13 protein-coding genes are annotated in these 16,410 nt (G+C 62.7%); all 13 read right to left on the bottom strand.

Annotated elements, in window-relative coordinates; all coding sequences use genetic code 11:
• Positions 1–147: 147 nt before the first annotated feature.
• Positions 148–1,167: a flagellar motor switch protein FliG gene (fliG, locus tag ACLEJP_RS17600; protein ID WP_013973604.1), complete on the bottom strand. Its 1,020-nt coding sequence runs from the start codon at positions 1,165–1,167 to the stop codon at positions 148–150.
• The gene (fliF, locus tag ACLEJP_RS17605; protein WP_440808390.1) at positions 1,160–2,938 is read right to left on the bottom strand and encodes a flagellar basal-body MS-ring/collar protein FliF; all 1,779 of its coding nucleotides are present in this window, start codon (positions 2,936–2,938) and stop codon (positions 1,160–1,162) included. Before fliF ends, fliG begins: the two co-directional genes overlap by 8 nt.
• A gap of 15 nt (positions 2,939–2,953) precedes the next feature.
• Positions 2,954–3,286, bottom strand: a complete 333-nt coding sequence (fliE, locus tag ACLEJP_RS17610; RefSeq protein ID WP_013973606.1) for a flagellar hook-basal body complex protein FliE — start codon at positions 3,284–3,286, stop codon at positions 2,954–2,956.
• A 144-nt stretch (positions 3,287–3,430) separates the two neighbouring features.
• Entirely contained in the window at positions 3,431–4,792 is a 1,362-nt protein-coding gene (locus tag ACLEJP_RS17615) for a sigma-54-dependent transcriptional regulator (protein ID WP_440808393.1), read from the bottom strand.
• The gene (locus tag ACLEJP_RS17620) at positions 4,792–6,009 is read right to left on the bottom strand and encodes a sensor histidine kinase (RefSeq protein WP_440808395.1); all 1,218 of its coding nucleotides are present in this window, start codon (positions 6,007–6,009) and stop codon (positions 4,792–4,794) included. The genes ACLEJP_RS17615 and ACLEJP_RS17620 overlap by 1 nt, the downstream gene beginning before the upstream one ends.
• Before the next feature lie 129 nt (positions 6,010–6,138).
• Entirely contained in the window at positions 6,139–7,614 is a 1,476-nt protein-coding gene (gene fleQ / locus ACLEJP_RS17625; RefSeq protein WP_440808397.1) for a transcriptional regulator FleQ, read from the bottom strand.
• A gap of 169 nt (positions 7,615–7,783) precedes the next feature.
• Entirely contained in the window at positions 7,784–8,080 is a 297-nt protein-coding gene (gene fliT, locus ACLEJP_RS17630) for a flagellar protein FliT (RefSeq protein ID WP_440808400.1), read from the bottom strand.
• An 11-nt stretch (positions 8,081–8,091) separates the two neighbouring features.
• Positions 8,092–8,487: a flagellar export chaperone FliS gene (gene fliS / locus ACLEJP_RS17635; RefSeq protein ID WP_440808403.1), complete on the bottom strand. Its 396-nt coding sequence runs from the start codon at positions 8,485–8,487 to the stop codon at positions 8,092–8,094.
• Positions 8,488–8,621: 134 nt separating this feature from the next.
• Entirely contained in the window at positions 8,622–10,040 is a 1,419-nt protein-coding gene (fliD, locus tag ACLEJP_RS17640; protein WP_289130939.1) for a flagellar filament capping protein FliD, read from the bottom strand.
• A 78-nt stretch (positions 10,041–10,118) separates the two neighbouring features.
• Positions 10,119–10,487, bottom strand: coding sequence for a flagellar protein FlaG (locus ACLEJP_RS17645; protein ID WP_440808406.1), 369 nt, complete (start codon positions 10,485–10,487; stop codon positions 10,119–10,121).
• Positions 10,488–10,553: 66 nt separating this feature from the next.
• Positions 10,554–11,402, bottom strand: coding sequence for a flagellin domain-containing protein (locus tag ACLEJP_RS17650; protein ID WP_289130941.1), 849 nt, complete (start codon positions 11,400–11,402; stop codon positions 10,554–10,556).
• Positions 11,403–11,648: 246 nt separating this feature from the next.
• Positions 11,649–12,584 (bottom strand): ketoacyl-ACP synthase III, encoded by a 936-nt coding sequence (locus ACLEJP_RS17655; protein WP_440808409.1) that lies wholly within the window; start codon positions 12,582–12,584, stop codon positions 11,649–11,651.
• Between the two features lie 249 nt (positions 12,585–12,833).
• Positions 12,834–16,379: a glycosyltransferase gene (locus ACLEJP_RS17660; RefSeq protein ID WP_440808411.1), complete on the bottom strand. Its 3,546-nt coding sequence runs from the start codon at positions 16,377–16,379 to the stop codon at positions 12,834–12,836.
• Positions 16,380–16,410 lie beyond the last annotated feature (31 nt).

Consider the following 16,410-nt stretch of genomic DNA (forward strand, 5'->3'; position numbering starts at 1 on the left):
CAAACCATGTGCAGCCGACACGGTCCCTGTGGGAGCGGGTTTACCCGCGAAAGCGTCGGCAGCGACAACCTCTATCGCCAGGTCTGACGCCTTCACGGGTAAACCCGCTCCCACAAGGGGCGGCGTCGGTCTCAGATCGCGAATACCTTAGATCATTTCCTCGGCGCCCTTGCCGCCGAGCACGATCTCGCCGGCCTCGGCCATGCGTCGGGCGATGGTGAGGATTTCCTTCTGCGCCGTTTCCACGTCGCTGACCCGCACTGGCCCCTTGGCTTCCAGGTCGTCGCGCAGCAGCTCGGAAGCACGTTTGGACATGTTCTTGAAAATCTTGTCCTTGACCCGCTCGTCGGCGCCCTTGAGCGACACCACCAGCACATCCGACGACACTTCACGCAGCAGCGCCTGGATGCCACGGTCGTCGACGTCGGCCAGGTTGTTGAAGACGAACATCAGGTCCTCGATCTGCTCCGACAGGTCGCTGTCGATTTCGCGGATCGCGTCCATCAGTGCACCTTCGACCGAACTGTCGAGGAAGTTCATGATGTCGGCCGCACGCTTGATGCCACCCAGGGTCGTCCGTGCAGCGTTGGAGTTGCCCGAGAACTGCTTCTCGAGGATCTGGTTCAGCTCCTTCAGCGCCGCCGGTTGCACGGTGTTCAGCGAGGATACGCGCAAGACGATGTCCAGGCGCACCTTGTGGTCGAAGTTGCTCAGCACTTCGCCAGCCTGGTCGGGGTCGAGGTAGGCCACCACGATGGCCTGGATCTGCGGGTGTTCGTAGCGGATCACGTCGGCCACGGCACGCGGCTCCATCCACTTGAGGCTGTCCAGGCCGCTGGTGTTGCCACCGAGCAGGATGCGGTCGACCAGGCCGTTGGCCTTGTCCTCGCCAAGGGCCTGGTTGAGCATCTTGCGAATGTACGCGTCGGAACCGACACCGAGGCTGGTCTGGTCGCCGACGATCTCGACGAACTCGCTCATCACCTGCTCGACCTGGTCGCGGTGCACATTGCCCATCTGCGCCATCGCCACACCGACCCGCTGCACTTCCTTGGGCCCCATGTGGCGCAGCACCTGGGCCGCATCGGTCTCGCCCAGCGAGAGCAGGAGGATCGCCGCTTTGTCGACGCGGCTCAGCTTGGCGGTAACGGCTCGGTTATCACTCATCGGCGTTGATCCACTCTTTCACGACCTGGGCCACACGGCCCGGGTCTTCGGCCACCAGGCCTTTGATTGCGTTGAGCTGTGCCTCGTAGCCCTCGGTCGGGCTAGGCAGCAGAATGCTTGTCGGGCCACCCAGAGTGACGCGGTCGCTGGCCAGTTCGCCATCCAACCCCACCATGCCGCCCAGCTCCATGTCGCTATCCTGGGCAGCCTGCTTGCCGCCCCCGGTGATATTGTTCAGCACCGGCCGCAGTACACCGAACACCAGTACCAGGATGAACACCACGCCCAGCACCTGCTTGACGATGTCCCAGAACCACGGCTGCTGGTAGAAGGCGATGTCGGCGACTTCCTCGCCTCGGTCAGCGGCGAACGGCACGTTGATCACCGTCACGCTGTCGCCACGGCTGGCATCGAAACCGACCGCATCCTGCACCAGGCGGGTGAAGCGCGCCAGGTCCTCGGCACCCCACGGCGCACGGGTGGTGTCGCCAGTGGCCGGGTCGACCTTGACCTGGTCATCCACGACCACGGCCACCGACAGACGGGTCATGCGCCCCTGCTGCTGGCGGGTGTGGCTGATGGAACGGTCCAGCTCGAAGTTCTTGGTGCTCTGCTGACGCTTGTCCGACGGGTACGGCGCCAGCATCGGCTGGCCGGTGGCCGGGTCCATGATCTGCTGGCCGTTGGCGTCTACCAGCGGCTGGCCGGGCTGGATGGCCGCCGCCGGCGTGGCTGCGCCACCGGTGGTCTGCGGTGCCGAGGCCGGGCCTGGCGGCTGGTTGCTCAGCGCACCAGGAACGCCCTGCGGGCCCTGGCTGCTGGCACGTTGTTCGTCGACCGACTGCTCGCTGCGCAAGGCCGGCTGGTCGGGGTTGAACTGCTCGGAAGTGGACTCGACCGCGCTGAAGTCAAGGTCGGCAGACACTTCGGCCTTGTAGCGGTCATTACCCAGCACCGGTTGCAGGATGTTGTGCACGCGCTGGGTGAGCAGGCTTTCCACCCGGCGGCTGTAGTCGAACTGCTTGCCGGCCTGGGTCAGGGCGGTGTCCTGGATCTGCTCGGACAGCAGGTTGCCTTTCTGGTCGACCACGGTGACCTGGGACTTGTCCAGTTCCGGCACGCTGGTCGCGACCAGGTTGACGATGGCCATCACCTGCCCGGCTTCCAGGGCACGGCCCGGGTACAGCTCGACCAGCACCGAGGCGCTGGGCTTGCGCTCGTCACGGACGAACACCGAGCTTTTCGGAATCGCCAGGTGCACGCGTGCGCCCTTGACATTGTTCAGGCTGGACACGGTACGCGCCAGTTCGCCTTCCAGGCTGCGACGATAACGGGTGGCTTCCATGAACTGGCTGGTGCCCAGGCCCTGCTCCTTGTCGAGCAGCTCGAAGCCGACATTGCCATCGCTCGGCGCCACGCCGGCCGCGGCCAGTTTCAGGCGCGCCCGGGAGAGGTCGTCGGCCTTGACCAGCAGAGCGCCGGAATTGGGCTCGACGTTGTAGGGGATGTCGGCAGCAGCCAGGGTATCCATGACCTGCTTGGTGTCCATGCCCGCCAGGCTGCCATACAGCGGGCGGTAATCCGGTTGTTGCGACCACAGCACCACGGCAAAGCCGATCGCCACGCTGGCGGCCAGGCCGACCAACAGGCCGACCTGACGCAGCATGGGCATCTGCGCGATGTTTTCCAGAAACGCCATGCCGAACAGCGGCGGCTTGGCCGCTGGCGGGCCGCTTTTCACGGGGGCGTTGTCGACGACTGCTTCAGCCATGGATTATGTCCGTCCTCAAACCGGCATCTGCATGATGTCCTGGTACGCCTGGACCAGCTTGTTGCGTACCTGGGTCAGGGCCTGCATCGATACGCTGGCCTTTTGCGAAGCGATCATGACGTCAGTCAGGTCGACGCCGCTCTTGCCGATCTCGAAGGCGTTGGCCAGCTGGGTCGAAGCCTGCTGCGTCTCATGCACCTTGCCGATGGCCTGGCCGAGCATGTCGGCAAAGGTACTCTGCCCCGGTGCCAGCTCGGGGGCTGCAGCCACCTTGGGCAGCGACATGGCGTCGGCCTGCATGGCCCGCATGTCCAACATCAGACGATTGAATTCAACACCTTGGCTCATGACCCTTCTCTCTCCTGCGGCCGCATTTTTTTGACGTGATGCGGCGGATAGCCAACCTAAAGCAACAAAGGTGCCAGCCTGCGCTCAGCCCGGTTTTTTACCCGCCCCTGCAGGAGCGGCCTTGTGCGGTTCTGTGAGTTGTTGTCAGCCGAACAGGCTGGCTTCGACGTCGAACCCGGCATCGCGCATCTGCGCCAGCTTGTAGCGCAGGGTGCGTGGGCTTATCCCGAGCCGTTCAGCCGCTTCTTTGCGGCGGCCACGCTCGGCGCGCAGGGTGTCGATGATCATCTGGTACTCGTGGCGGCGCATGTCATCGCCCAAGCCGCCCGCTTCAACGGCGGCTTCAGGGGGTGACTCGCTGCCAGCTGACAATGGAATGGCGCCCGCCAGACAAAAATCCGCCGCCTCGATCACGCCACCCTGTTGCAGGATCAACGCGCGCTGCAGGGCGTTGTCCAGTTCGCGCACGTTGCCCGGCCAGGCATGCGCCTGCAGGCAGGCGCGGGCCTCGGGCGACAGGCGCACCGGCGCATGCTTCATCTTGGCCACATGGCGGGCCAGCAGCCGCTCGGCCAGTTGCAGGATGTCGCCCGGGCGTTCGCGCAGCGGGCGCCAGGCCAGTGGGAACACCGACAGTCGGTAGAACAGGTCTTCGCGGAAGCGCCCGGCCGCCACTTCGCCGGCCAGGTCACGGTTGGTGGTAGCCAGCACGCGGATATCCAGGCTGATCGGTTTGCGCCCGCCTACCCGCTCTACTTCACGCTCCTGCAGCACCCGCAGCAACTTGGCCTGCAGGGCCAGTGGCATTTCCGAAATCTCGTCGAGCAGCAAGGTACCGCCGTCGGCCTGCTCGAACTTGCCGGCCTGGGCGGCGATGGCACCGGTGAAGGCACCCTTCTCATGGCCGAACAAGGTGGCCTCGAGCATGTTGTCGGGGATGGCCGCGCAATTGATTGCCACGAATGGTTGCGCGGCCCGCGGCGACTGCTGGTGGATGTAGCGCGCCAGCACTTCCTTGCCGGTGCCGGACTCACCGGAAATCAGCACGGTCGAGTCGCTGCGCGCCACGCGCGCGGCCAGCTCCAGCAATTGCCGGCTGGCCGGCTCGCAAGCGACCGGGCCCTCTTCGTCGGCAGCCCCCAGTCGCCCGGCAGCGTGGCGCTCGACCAAGCTGAGCAGGGCCTTGGGTTCGAATGGCTTGACCAGGTAATCAGCAGCCCCCTGGCGCATGGCCTCGACAGCGCGCTCCACGGCAGCATGCGCGGTCATCAGCAATACCGGCAAGTGCGGCTGCTGGCGGCGCAACTGGGCCAACAGCTGGTGCCCGTCCATGCCAGGCATGTTGACATCGCTGACCACCAGGCTGAAGGCTTGTTGCTGCACCGCCTCCAGGGCTTCCTCGGCACTGCCTACCGCCTGGTAGGTGAAACCGCCGATTTCCAGGGTATCGCCCAACGCCTGGCGCAATACCCGGTCGTCTTCCACCAGCAGCACCTTGATTGCCATTACGCGCCCTCCGCCAACTGCCCGTCGATCAATGGCAGTTCCACCCGCACGCAGGTACCACGGCCAACCTTCGAGCGCAGGCTGAGCGAGCCCTGATGCGCGCGCACCACGGCCTTGACCACGGCCAGGCCCAGGCCGGTGCCGGTGGGCCTGGTGGTGAGGAAGGGTTCGCCCAGGCGCCCGAGCAGGTCTGCCGCGATGCCACTGCCGGCGTCGCTCACGCACAGGTGCAAGGTACGCTGGCGGCGGAACAGGTGCACTTTCAGCCGCGCCGGGCTGTCGCTGGCCTGCAGGGCATTCTCGATCAGGTTGAGCAAGGCACCGACCAGGGTATCGCGGTTGCAGAGCAACTCACCGAGGTGGCTGTCGCACTGCCAGCGCACGGCGTGCCCCTGTACATGCACCTGGGCTGCCTGCTGCAGCGCCTGGAACAATGCCTTCGGCGTAATCCTGTCACCCAGCGGCAATTCGCCACGGGCAAATACCAGCATGTCGCGCACCTGGTGCTCCAGCTCGTGCAGGCGCTCCTTCAGGGTACCGGCAAACCGCTGGCGGGTTTCCAGACTCAGGTCTTGTTCGGGATCGGCCAGGTGGCTGGCGTAGAGCATGGCCGCCGACAGCGGCGTGCGGATCTGGTGGGCCAGCGAGGCGACCATGCGCCCCAGCGACGACAGCCGTTCATGACGGGCCAGCTGGTCTTGCAGGCGACGGGTTTCAGTCAGGTCGTTGAGCAGCACCAGCTGGCCGGGCTCGGCATCCAGCGAGCGGGTGGCAATGGACAGGCGGCGGCCGTCGCGCAACGAGACTTCGTGGCCGTCGTCCTTGCGTGGGGCAAAGCTGCGGGCAATCACCTGGCGCCACAGCTGGCCGATCAGCGGCTCACCGAGCAGCTCGCAGGCGGCCGGGTTGGCTTCACGCACCAGGCCCTGGCCATCAATCACGATCACCCCGCCTGGCAGCAAGTCGAGCAGGTTCTGCAGGCGGTTGGCCAGGCGCTCCTTTTCGCTCAGCTCGGCAATGCGCTGGGCGCTGACCACCGCCAGTTCACCCTTGAGCTCGCTGACCCGCGCCTCGAGCAGGCTGTAGGACTGGCTCAGCTGGCTGGACACCTGATTGAACAGGGCAAAGGCCTGTTCGACGCCCTGGCGGCTTTCCTGTTCGACCAGGGATTGCCCCTGCGCAAAGGGGGCTCGGGATACGTGGGCGGCCTGGGGCATCGTGCTCTCTCGCGTGGCTGACCGTCATAAAAACGGTATGTTGCCAGCGGTGTAGCAATAGCCGTGCCGAAGCTGTGGCTTTGTGCCGCCTGTACCCGCGAAGAGGCCGGTACAGGCGACCGTCAGGCGTCAGTCCTCCGCCTGCTCCTCGCCACCCTGGCGGCTCATGCCGTACTTGCGCATTTTCTCGACCAGGGTAGTGCGACGAATGCGCAACCGCTCAGCGGCACGCGCGACGATACCGTTGGCGTCGTCCAGGGCCTGCTGGATCAGCCCCTGCTCCAGGCTGCCGAGGTAGTCCTTCAGGTCCAGGCCTTCAGGGGGCAGCATCGCATGGTTGTTGAAGTTCGGCGTATGGCCATTGATGGCGACGCGCTCTTCGAGGTCGCTGCGCAGGCTGTCGACCATCTGCTCGTCTTCGTCATCCACGTAACGGAATTTCTTCGGCAGCTCGGATACGCCGATCACCCCATATGGATGCATGATCGCCATGCGCTCGACCAGGTTGGCCAGCTCACGCACGTTACCCGGCCAGCCATGCCGACACAGCGACATGATCGCGGCAGAGTTGAAACGGATGGAACCACGCTTCTCGTGTTCCATGCGCGAGATCAGCTCGTTCATCAGCAGCGGGATGTCCTCCACCCGCTCACGCAGCGGCGCCATCTCGATGGGGAACACGTTGAGGCGATAGTACAGGTCTTCGCGGAACGTGCCCTCCTCGATCATGGTTTCGAGGTTCTTGTGGGTCGCGGCGATGATGCGCACATCGATGCTCTGGGTCTTGTTGCTACCCACTCGTTCGAATGTACGCTCCTGCAGTACGCGCAACAGCTTGACCTGCATCGGCAACGGCATGTCGCCGATTTCGTCGAGGAACAGGGTACCGCCGTTGGCCAATTCGAAACGCCCGGCACGGCTGGTGATGGCCCCGGTAAAGGCGCCCTTCTCGTGGCCGAACAGTTCGCTTTCCAGCAGCTCGGCCGGGATCGCCCCGCAGTTGACCGGCACGAACGGCGCTTCGCGGCGCTTGGAGTGGTAGTGAAGGTTGCGCGCCACCACTTCCTTGCCGGTGCCGGACTCGCCGAGGATCAGCACGCTGGCATCGGTATCGGCTACCTGCTGCATCATCTGCCGCACATGCTGGATGGCACGGCTGGTGCCGACCAGGCTGCGGAACAGGTTCGGTTCGCGCTGGCGACCGCGTTCGCGCGCCTGGTCGTACATCTCGCGGTAGACCTGGGCACGGTGCAGCGAATCCAGCAACTGGCTGTAGCTTGGCGGCATTTCCAGATTGGAAAGCACCCGGCGGCGAAGGTCTTCCGGCAGCTCTGCAGAAGAAATTTCACCTAAAAGCAGAACGGGAAGGAACTCATCCCACCCTGCCACTGTCTTAACGAGCCCAAGGAGATTGCCCGGAGCATTCACAGCACCGATGAGCACGCACAGCACTTCACGACTCGAAGACAACGGCTCGACCATTTGCTGCCAGTCATGGCTGGAGCAAGCGAGGTTTTCTTCACCCAGGAAGTTAAGCACCACCGCGAGATCGCGGCGGCGTGCGCTGTCGTCATCGATCAGCAGAATCTTGGTTTCACGCCACATGCAATAGCAACTTCCCTAGTCATATCGGCGCCCAGCAGGGGCGTGTTCGACATCATTCCGACTGAATGGTCAGTGTTCGGACGTCTGAAATTCGAAAACAGCCACTAGTAAAGTCAAAAATCACCAGCCAGTCAAATTAATGGCGCATGGCTTTTGGCAACGTCTGTGGTCACGAGAACAGATGGTATACCTTCGCGGCGTTTTTCGCCTGACGGATTTTCGTCATTTCATCGACCAGGGATTGACGCTCACCACTTGCAACTTCAATTAGTTGGCGGTAAACGCTCAATAACTGCTCAAGGCTGGCACTGATGTCGGCCTCGTTGCCCTTTGCCTCGGCCAGCACGTCGCTGATGCGCAGGCGGCACTCCAGGTCCAACTCCCCTACTGCCTCCCAGTCACGGTTGGCCAGTGCCGCCAGCAGCAGCTCCCGGGTTTGCTCGATTCGGGCGATAACTTCGCTCATGTCAATCCTTGTCAGGGCGTCGGCGACTGATCGCCGATTGCGTCCCAACCTTCCTTCACAGTGATCAGCAGGCGCGCCACCTCATCGATGATGGCGGGGTCACCCTTGGCGTTGGCTTCGATCAGCCGACGGCTCATGTAGGTGTACAGGCTGTCCAGGTCGGCCAGGCTGTCGGCGTGGTTTTCCAGGTCCAGGCCTTCGCGCAAGCCGCCGATGATGTCGATGGCCTTGCCAATGAGAATGCCCCGTTGCGCGATGTCATTGCGCGCTATGGCGCCCTTGGCCTGCGCCATGCGGTCAAGGCCACCCTGCATGAGCATCTGCACCAGACGGTGCGGGCTCGCTTCGGATGTCTGCGCCACGCCGTTGACTTTCTGATACTGCCGAAGGGCCAACATCGGGTTCATGGATCTACCTCGTTGCTGCGGAAAAGGTTGCTTGTACCCTGTGTATCGCCGGGAGGTCAAAAAACTTTAGCGGAAAAGCCAAAAGCCCGGGACACCTTGGAGGGCGTCGCCGGGCTTTTGGCAGGTTCAGGCTATCAGGACTTCTTGGCCTGGGCGTTGATGGCCTCGAAGATCGAAGTGATCTGGTCGGCTTGTGCCTTCATCTTGCCCAGCGCAGTGTCGAGCGCCACGTACTGCCTGGTCAGCGACTCGGTCAGCGACTCGGTGCGGCGGTCCAGGGCTGCCTGCTGGGCGGCCAGCTGCGAAGCCGCCTTGTCGAGGTTGGCCTTGCGCGTGGCAAGGCTGCCATCGGTCTTGTTGTACGGGTCGATGGCCTTGTTCATCCGCTCGAAGATACCGTTGGTTCCGGTAAACAGCGTCTGTACTTCGACACCCAGCTTCTTGTCGTTCATCGCCGAGGTGAACTTGGTGCTGTTGAACTCCAGCGTGCCGTCCTTCTGGGTATTGATACCCAGCTGGCTGAGGGTGGTCAGGTTGTCTCCTGCCCCGACCTCGCTCAACACCTTGCGAATGTCGCCCAGCAACGAACGCGTGGTGGGGTCGTTGGTAAGCGGGCCAAGCACCAGCTTGTCATCAGCGTCACGGCTGGTCGAGGTCAGCGAAGTGATCGCCTTCTGCAGCGTGTTGTAGGCATCGACGAAGCTCTGCACCGACTTCTTCAAGCCGTCGTTATCCGCCGCCACCTTCACGGCAGTAGGAGTACCGCTCGTCGCGCCGCTGGGCTTGGCACTGACACCGGTCAGCTCGAGGGTCATGCCGCTGATGGCATTGTCGACGGTATTGGAAGCACTCTTGACCTTGAGGCCATCGATGGTCAGCTCGGCGTCCTGGGCCAGGGCGTTGATATAGCCCGCCCCGGTACCCGACATCTGCGTGGTGCCGTCGATGGTCAGCTCGGCAATGCCGCTCAGGGAGATATCGCTGCCGGCGCCGGTGGTGGTCGAGCTGAGCACCAGGCGCGAACCACCTTCCTCGTTGACGATGTTGGCGCTGATGCCGTTGGCGCTCATTTCCTTGTTTATCTGGTCGCGCACACTTTGCAGGGTCGCACCACTGGCCACGTCCAGGTTGTAGGTCTTGCCGCCCTGGCTGATGGTCAGCTGGCCGGCGCTGATCGCGCTGGTCGCACCGCCGGCAAACTGCTGGCTGGCCACTTTCGAACTGGTGGCCAGCTTGTCGACCACGATGTCATAGCTACCCGCCACGGCGGAGTTGCTCGACTTGACCTTGACCACCGCTTCGTTGGCAGAGGTGGCCGCATAGGCGTTGAACGAGGGCGCGTCCTTGTTGTTGAGCGCCTTCATGGCGTCCTGGAACGCGGTAAGGGCACTGCGCAGCGAGCCGATACCCGAGATCATTGCGCTGTTGTTGCTGGTCTGCCGAGTGATTTGCGACTGCTTGGCAGTGGTATCGGCCTTGACCAGCGCGCTCACGATCTCGGTGATGTTGAGACCGGAGCCCAGGCCTGTACTGGAGGTAATCGGGCTTGCCATGCTGTTGTCCCTCTCGTCAACGTGTCACCCCGCTCCTGCAGGGCAGACATGCATTACTTCATTAGTGTCCGCCGCCGGTCAGGCCTTGGCGTCGAACAGAACACTGTTGGCATCGCTCAAGCTCCGGGCGATCCGCAGGGCCTCTTCAGAGGGCAACTGGCGAATGACCTGACCGCTGTCGGTCGCGATGACCTTGACGACTATCTTGCCGGATTCTTCATCCGTGGAAAATTCCAGGTTGCGCTGCGATGCTTTGAGAAACCTCTCGATTTCCGCAACGGCGCTTTTGACCTTTTCGGCATCCTGCACTTCCTGGACCTCGCGCAGGTGTTTCTTCTCGTCGCCTGCCTTATCGGGCTGCGCTGGCCGGACGACCGGCTTTTCAGCACCCTGCTCGGCCGGACGTGCCGCCGCATGAGACAGGTTCAGCTTGACGCTCATGTCCATGGTCTACCACCTCGCAATGAAAAGGCGGGGAAGTGCCAGGCACTCCCCCGCCAGCAACCAGGCAGATTAGCCCAGCAGCTTCAGTACTGCCGACGGCAGCTGGTTGGCCTGGGCCAGAACCGAGGTGGAAGCTTGCTGCAGAGTCTGCTGCTTGGTCAGCTGGGCAGTTTCAGCAGCGAAGTCGGTGTCCTGTACACGGCCACGGGCAGCTTCGGCGTTCTCGTTGATGTTCTGCAGGTTGTTGATGGTGCTGGTCAGACGGTTCTGAGCGGCACCCAGGTCAGCACGGTTGCTGTTGATGGTCTGCAGAGCGGCATCGATAGCCGAAACAGCGGCGCTGAAGTTGGCTTCGGCGGTGGTGGTGTCCGAACCCTGGATGTTGATGGCGCTGGTAACGCCCAGGTCGGAAGCGGTGAACTTGGCGCTCAGGTCGATGGTGATCTGGTTGGCCGAACCGGTGTTGGAGCCTACCTGGAAGGTCATGACCGAAGCCGAACCGTCCAGCAGGTTCTTGCCGTTCAGCTGGGTGCTGTTGGCGATACGGGTCAGTTCCGAAGCCATCGACTGGAACTCTTTGTCCAGTGCGACGCGGTCGTTGGTGCTGTTCGAGTCGTTTCGCGACTGAACGGCCAGTTCACGCATACGCTGCAGGATGTTGGTCTGCTCTTGCATCGCGCCTTCAGCGGTCTGGGCGATGGAGATACCGTCGTTGGCGTTTTTGATCGCCATGGTCTGACCACGGATCTGCGAGGTCATGCGGGTAGCGATCTGCAGGCCGGCGGCGTCGTCTTTGGCGCTGTTGATTTTCAGGCCGGAGGACAGACGGGTCATCGAAGTGCTCAGAGCATCGGAAGCACGGTTCAGGTTTTTCTGAACGCCCAGAGAGGTGGTGTTGGTGTTAACAGTCAAAGCCATGACGAATTCCTCGTTGGATTGGGTACTACGGCTTCCGGCCTTGGCAATTCGCCGGGTGTGGCACAGAGAACCTTCGTAATGGTTATCGTCGTCAGGGCGGGTTGCTTTAGGGCGATTTCTCACTTTTTTTACTGGCATCCTGCCACCCCAATGAAATCAAGGGTTTGACGCCAGAAATCCATCATTGAAAACGAAAGAAGCGCGACCCGGGGACGGGCCGCGCTTCCTTGTGACCACAGCGCTCGGTCAGCCGTTGCGCTCGATGATCGCCGAGCCCCACGACAGGCCTACACCGAAGCCGCTGAGCGCCACGCGCTTGTGCTGCGAGTTGAGCACGTGCTTTTCCAGCAGCAGCGGGATGCTCGAGGACACGGTGTTGCCGGTCTCGACCATGTCCTTGACGAATTTCTCGCGATGCTCGCCCTCATCGAAGCGCTGAGCCACTGCATCGACGATCGCCGCGCTGCCCTGATGCAGGCAGTACAGGTCGATGTCCTCGGCGCGCAACTGGCTGGCCTCGAGCAATTGCTGCAGGTGCGCTGGCACTTTGACCAAGGCGAAGTTGTAGACCTGACGGCCATTCATGAAGAATTTGCCGTCCGTCGTGCGCAGGTGCTCGGCACCCGCGCCATCGCTGCCGAACAGCGACTTGCCGAGTTGCCAGGCTGCATCCTCGCCCATCCAGGTCGCGGTGGCCGCATCACCGAACAACATGGTGGTGTTGCGATCCTCGGGGTCGACGATCTTCGAATATGGGTCGGCGGTAATCAGCAGGCCATTCTTCAAGCCCGCCGCCTCCATGAAGCCCTTCATCGCATACAGGCCATAGACGTAGCCGGAGCAGCCCAGGGAAATATCGAACGCCGCGACCTGGGTGGTCAGCCCCAGCTTGTGCTGGACGATCGCAGCCGTATGCGGCAGGCCTTCGGCATCGCCGTTCTGGGTGACCACGATCACCACCTCGATGGCCGCCGGGTCAAGCGAGGGATTGGCAGCGAACAACGTCCGGGCCGCCTCGACGCACAGGTCGGAGGTTTCCTGGGTCGCATCCTTGCGCGGCAGGAAGGTCGAACCGATCTTGCCGAAGATGAAATCCTTATCCTTGTCGAATTTTGCGCCCTGAGCGTAATTGTCGACGCCTTCGACAGGTACGTAACTGGCGATGCTTTTGATGCCAATCATTGTGGCTTCCCGATAGATATGGCGAAAAATCGCGGGCTTTCGCGCCGGGGTCAGGTACCTCGGGTAAAGATACGACGTGACTGCCCGCAGACTCGATAGCTTAGAGATGCACGTTTCGACTGCCAAGTCACGGTTATCTATACGATCAGCCAATCGCGCGACATGATCAATGTCTTCCCATGCCGCCTTGTCGGCCCGAGCTTGGCCAGGCCCCTGCTTTGCACGGGCTCCTGGCCTTGCCTCTAGCACTCAGGCCAGCCAGGCCCGCCGCCAGGTTTCCAGGCGCTCGCCTTCAAGCAACCAGTGCGAGCGCACGGTTTGCTGCAAGGCGTCCCCTAGCGCAGCCGACGCATCCCGGTCCTCCAGGTGCAAACGGATAGCCCGCAACCAGTCACTCGCCTGGTTTTCCACTCTCGACAAAGGCAGGGTGTCCGCGCCGGCAAAACCAGCAACCCGGCTACAAATGACCGGGTGTGCACAGGCAGCGTGCTGCAGCACTCGGAGGTCGCCAGAGCAGGCGTTGCCCAGGGTGTCGGCCATGGGTACCAGCGCCAAGTCCAGGTTCAAAGCCGCAAGGCTGCTGCCCAGACGCTCGGCGGAAGCCTGGGGATGGTTTTCGCGGACGAAAGGCCGCAATGCCTGTGGGCAGTCGCCCAGGACCACCCAATCGACCTCGTGGGCCAGTGCTGGTACCACCTCGGCCAGCAGTTCGACATCCTTGTTGGCGACCCAACCCAGACGCGGCCTCTCCGCCACACGACGCAACCCTTGCAGCTGCCCCCAGGAGACAGGCAGCGCATTTTCAAGCAAACGGACATCATCATGCTGACCTTGCAGCAGCTCTGCCAACGCAGGCGCAGCGACAACCACACGGTCCGCCTGCATCAGGCCATAGCTCAGGCGCTGCAGCAACTCATCGGCGCCCACGCCTGCGGCGAAGCCCATTTCCGGGATATAGCCATCCAGGTCGTACACCTTGAATGCCTGGGAGAACGCACGCAGGCGGCGCAAAGTCAGCAATCCTGCGTCCGCCAGCGGCCGCTGCAACACTATGCTCGAAGGTGCGTAGCGTTGAATATCCACCAGGGTGAGCACCCCGGTGGTCACCGAACCATCGATCGAGCCAGCGTTGCGCAACGCCATGAGCGGCTGGATCACACGCGTGCACCCGGCCGCCTGTTGGTCGGCGGCAAACGCCAGCACCGTCGGCACGATGCCTTGCAAGGGGCGCCAACACAGGCCGTTGTCCTGCCGCACATGGCTGTGGCCGGTGAGCAGCGAGAGGTTGGCGTTGTAAGAGGGATCACTGACCAATTGTGGCAACCAGCGAGCATACAGCGCCTCTTCCTGTTCTGCGCTAACCGCAGCCGCAGGTGTCGCCTCCAGCTGCAGCCTGGCATGCGGTGTCCAGACATTCAGGTAACCGGCTTGCTGCAGGCGCAAGCACAGGTCCACTTCAGTCCAGGGCGCCAGCAACGGGTCGACGGTGAAGCCACCGAGTTCGAGGAAATCTGCCCGTCGGACCATCAGGCAGCAATCGCCCACGGCCGCACCATTGCGCTCGGTTACCAGCGCCGCCAATTCACCTTCCTCGCCAAGCACTCGCCCAGCAAAGGCCGGGCCCACGCTCCCCCCTTGGCCAAGGACCAGGCCCGCCTGCTGAACCACACCGTCGACGCTCGACAGCATACCGCCCACAGCGCCCACCTCAGGGCGCTGCGCATGCTTGAGCAAGGCCGACAGCCATTCGCCATCGCTGACGATCACAGCCGCATTCAGCCAGACCAGAAATTCGCCCTGGGCTTCCTGCGCAGCAGCGTTGCACATGGCGGCCCGTGTCTGCCCTGGCATGAAACGCAACACCTGGATACGCCCGCGGCCCACCTCGCTCAGCATCTCCAACCACTGCAGCAGCAGCGGATCATCATTGCCGGGCTCGATCAGCAACACTTCGTGTTCGACGATCGTGATGTTTTCCAGCAACTGCTCGACGCAACGCTGCAACTGCGCAAGATCACCGTCGATATAAATCAGGACAGTTACCGGGGTTGGCCGCGAATGCCCATAGTCGATCTCATACCGGTTCGGTGCCTGCACCATCGGTAGGACCTGCGCATTGGGGTAGCCGCGTTCCAGCAAATGCGCGCGGATCACGGCGCGCTCTTCGGGGCAAGTCATCACTTCAGGTCGGTTGGCGATCAACAACGGCTCGCTGATGTGCCCCACCACCCCCAAGCCGTGGTCGGCAATCAGTCGCAACTGGTAAGCCAGCTCGAATGCGCGCCCGGCGGCCGGGTCGAAGCCACCCTGCTGCAAGAGCATGCGAGTGTCATACAACCAATGCCGCGACAACGCGGCCGGGTGCCCCAGTAGCAAATCCAGGTTGAGATCGGGACGCAGGCGGCCTTCGACCGCACCATCGGCACCCCGAACCGCCTCGTCGGCAAAAACCGCCAGGCAGGTAGCTGGCGCCTGTGCCAAGTCGAGGGCCGTAACCAACAGGCCACTGGCTGTGAACTCTTCACCCGCATCGACCACCATGCACCAATCGCACGGGCTGCTTGCAAGTACGCCATTGATGGCGGCCAGCGGCGCCTGGGCGTCAGCCGGCAACCACTGCACATTCGGCCGACGCGGCTCCTGCGCCCCCAGCACGCATACCTGGATGCGCTGGTACAACACATCGTCCAGGCTGCCGAGGGTGCGCGCCAAGGCGTCAGGATCATCACGGTCCAGCACCAGCACGGCGATTGACGGCGCAGCGGGTCCCACCAGGCGCTCCTGCATCAACTGCAACTGCTGCGGCAGCGGGTAACGCTGGCGCAGCCAACCGAGCATGCCGTTGCTGTTGCCGGCCGCCTCACGCCGGGCGGCGAATTGAGTCTTGGCGATGAATCCCTCCAGCTGCGGCCAGAAAGGCGCCGTTCTCTGGACATAACGTTGCAAGGCACCGTCGAGCCCGGCCCTGGCACGCCCGAGCGCATCTGGCTGATCGAGCATCGCGAAACCATGGCTGCCGATGAAGCTGTCTTCAAGAAATTGCTGATCAATTCCATGTCCCGGAATGAAGATAACCGGACAGCCGCACAGCACGGCGATCACACAAGTCATCGACCATTCATGGGTATAGAGCACTTCGGCCTTGCGCAGCAGCACGGCCAATTCAGGTAGCGTCAAGGCGTTGGCCATGCTGAGCAGGCGAATGTCTGCGGGCAACTGCGAATAGTCGATCTGCTCCAGGGGATGGCGGTTCTGGTAGAGATACTTACCATCACGCAAGGTGCCCGGTGGCGGTGCACTGAAAAGCTCGACATCGATAGTCGGCAGGCACAACAAATCGCCATCCGGATAGCCATGCCGCGCAGCGATCAGGGCGCCGGAATAGAACAACAGGTCACTACCCGCTGCCTGCATGCTCTTGCCGGTCAGGAAACCCTCGAAATTCAATAGAAAACGCGCCACCACGTCGCAGCCAAGCGGATTACCTACCACTACTTCCGGATAGACAGCGATGGGGATCTTGCCTTGCTCCTGATGACGCTTCTGTGTCAGTGGATCCAGCAACGGCGTCTTGAGGTTCGGGTTGACCGCCTGGCCACCGCAGATGTAGGCCTCGCGCCCGTTGAGATTGAGCATGTGGCAAAGGTAATGCAGTGAAGCGACGCCCGAGGAGGTTTCCCGATAGTCCGGAGCCAGGATGTAATACGGATGCTCCGGCTTGGCATACATCAACCGCAGGCGCATCAGCGCCGCCTGGTCGAGCAAGTGGGCGTCACCCCCGGCAGAATAGGACATCGCTTGGAAACTCCAGAATCAGAAATACAGG

The organism is Pseudomonas sp. SMV7 (genome assembly GCF_052041995.1).
Classification (GTDB): domain Bacteria; phylum Pseudomonadota; class Gammaproteobacteria; order Pseudomonadales; family Pseudomonadaceae; genus Aquipseudomonas.

Excerpts from the sequence above, each read along its gene's own strand:
- fliG (WP_013973604.1), bottom strand. The coding sequence starts at position 1,167 with ATGAGTGATAACCGAGCCGTTACCGCCAAGCTGAGCCGCGTCGACAAA.
- fliF (WP_440808390.1), bottom strand. The coding sequence starts at position 2,938 with ATGGCTGAAGCAGTCGTCGACAACGCCCCCGTGAAAAGCGGCCCGCCA.
- fliE (WP_013973606.1), bottom strand. The coding sequence starts at position 3,286 with ATGAGCCAAGGTGTTGAATTCAATCGTCTGATGTTGGACATGCGGGCC.
- ACLEJP_RS17615 (WP_440808393.1), bottom strand. The coding sequence starts at position 4,792 with ATGGCAATCAAGGTGCTGCTGGTGGAAGACGACCGGGTATTGCGCCAG.
- ACLEJP_RS17620 (WP_440808395.1), bottom strand. The coding sequence starts at position 6,009 with ATGCCCCAGGCCGCCCACGTATCCCGAGCCCCCTTTGCGCAGGGGCAA.
- fleQ (WP_440808397.1), bottom strand. The coding sequence starts at position 7,614 with ATGTGGCGTGAAACCAAGATTCTGCTGATCGATGACGACAGCGCACGC.
- fliT (WP_440808400.1), bottom strand. The coding sequence starts at position 8,080 with ATGAGCGAAGTTATCGCCCGAATCGAGCAAACCCGGGAGCTGCTGCTG.
- fliS (WP_440808403.1), bottom strand. The coding sequence starts at position 8,487 with ATGAACCCGATGTTGGCCCTTCGGCAGTATCAGAAAGTCAACGGCGTG.
- fliD (WP_289130939.1), bottom strand. The coding sequence starts at position 10,040 with ATGGCAAGCCCGATTACCTCCAGTACAGGCCTGGGCTCCGGTCTCAAC.
- ACLEJP_RS17645 (WP_440808406.1), bottom strand. The coding sequence starts at position 10,487 with ATGGACATGAGCGTCAAGCTGAACCTGTCTCATGCGGCGGCACGTCCG.
- ACLEJP_RS17650 (WP_289130941.1), bottom strand. The coding sequence starts at position 11,402 with ATGGCTTTGACTGTTAACACCAACACCACCTCTCTGGGCGTTCAGAAA.
- ACLEJP_RS17655 (WP_440808409.1), bottom strand. The coding sequence starts at position 12,584 with ATGATTGGCATCAAAAGCATCGCCAGTTACGTACCTGTCGAAGGCGTC.
- ACLEJP_RS17660 (WP_440808411.1), bottom strand. The coding sequence starts at position 16,379 with ATGTCCTATTCTGCCGGGGGTGACGCCCACTTGCTCGACCAGGCGGCG.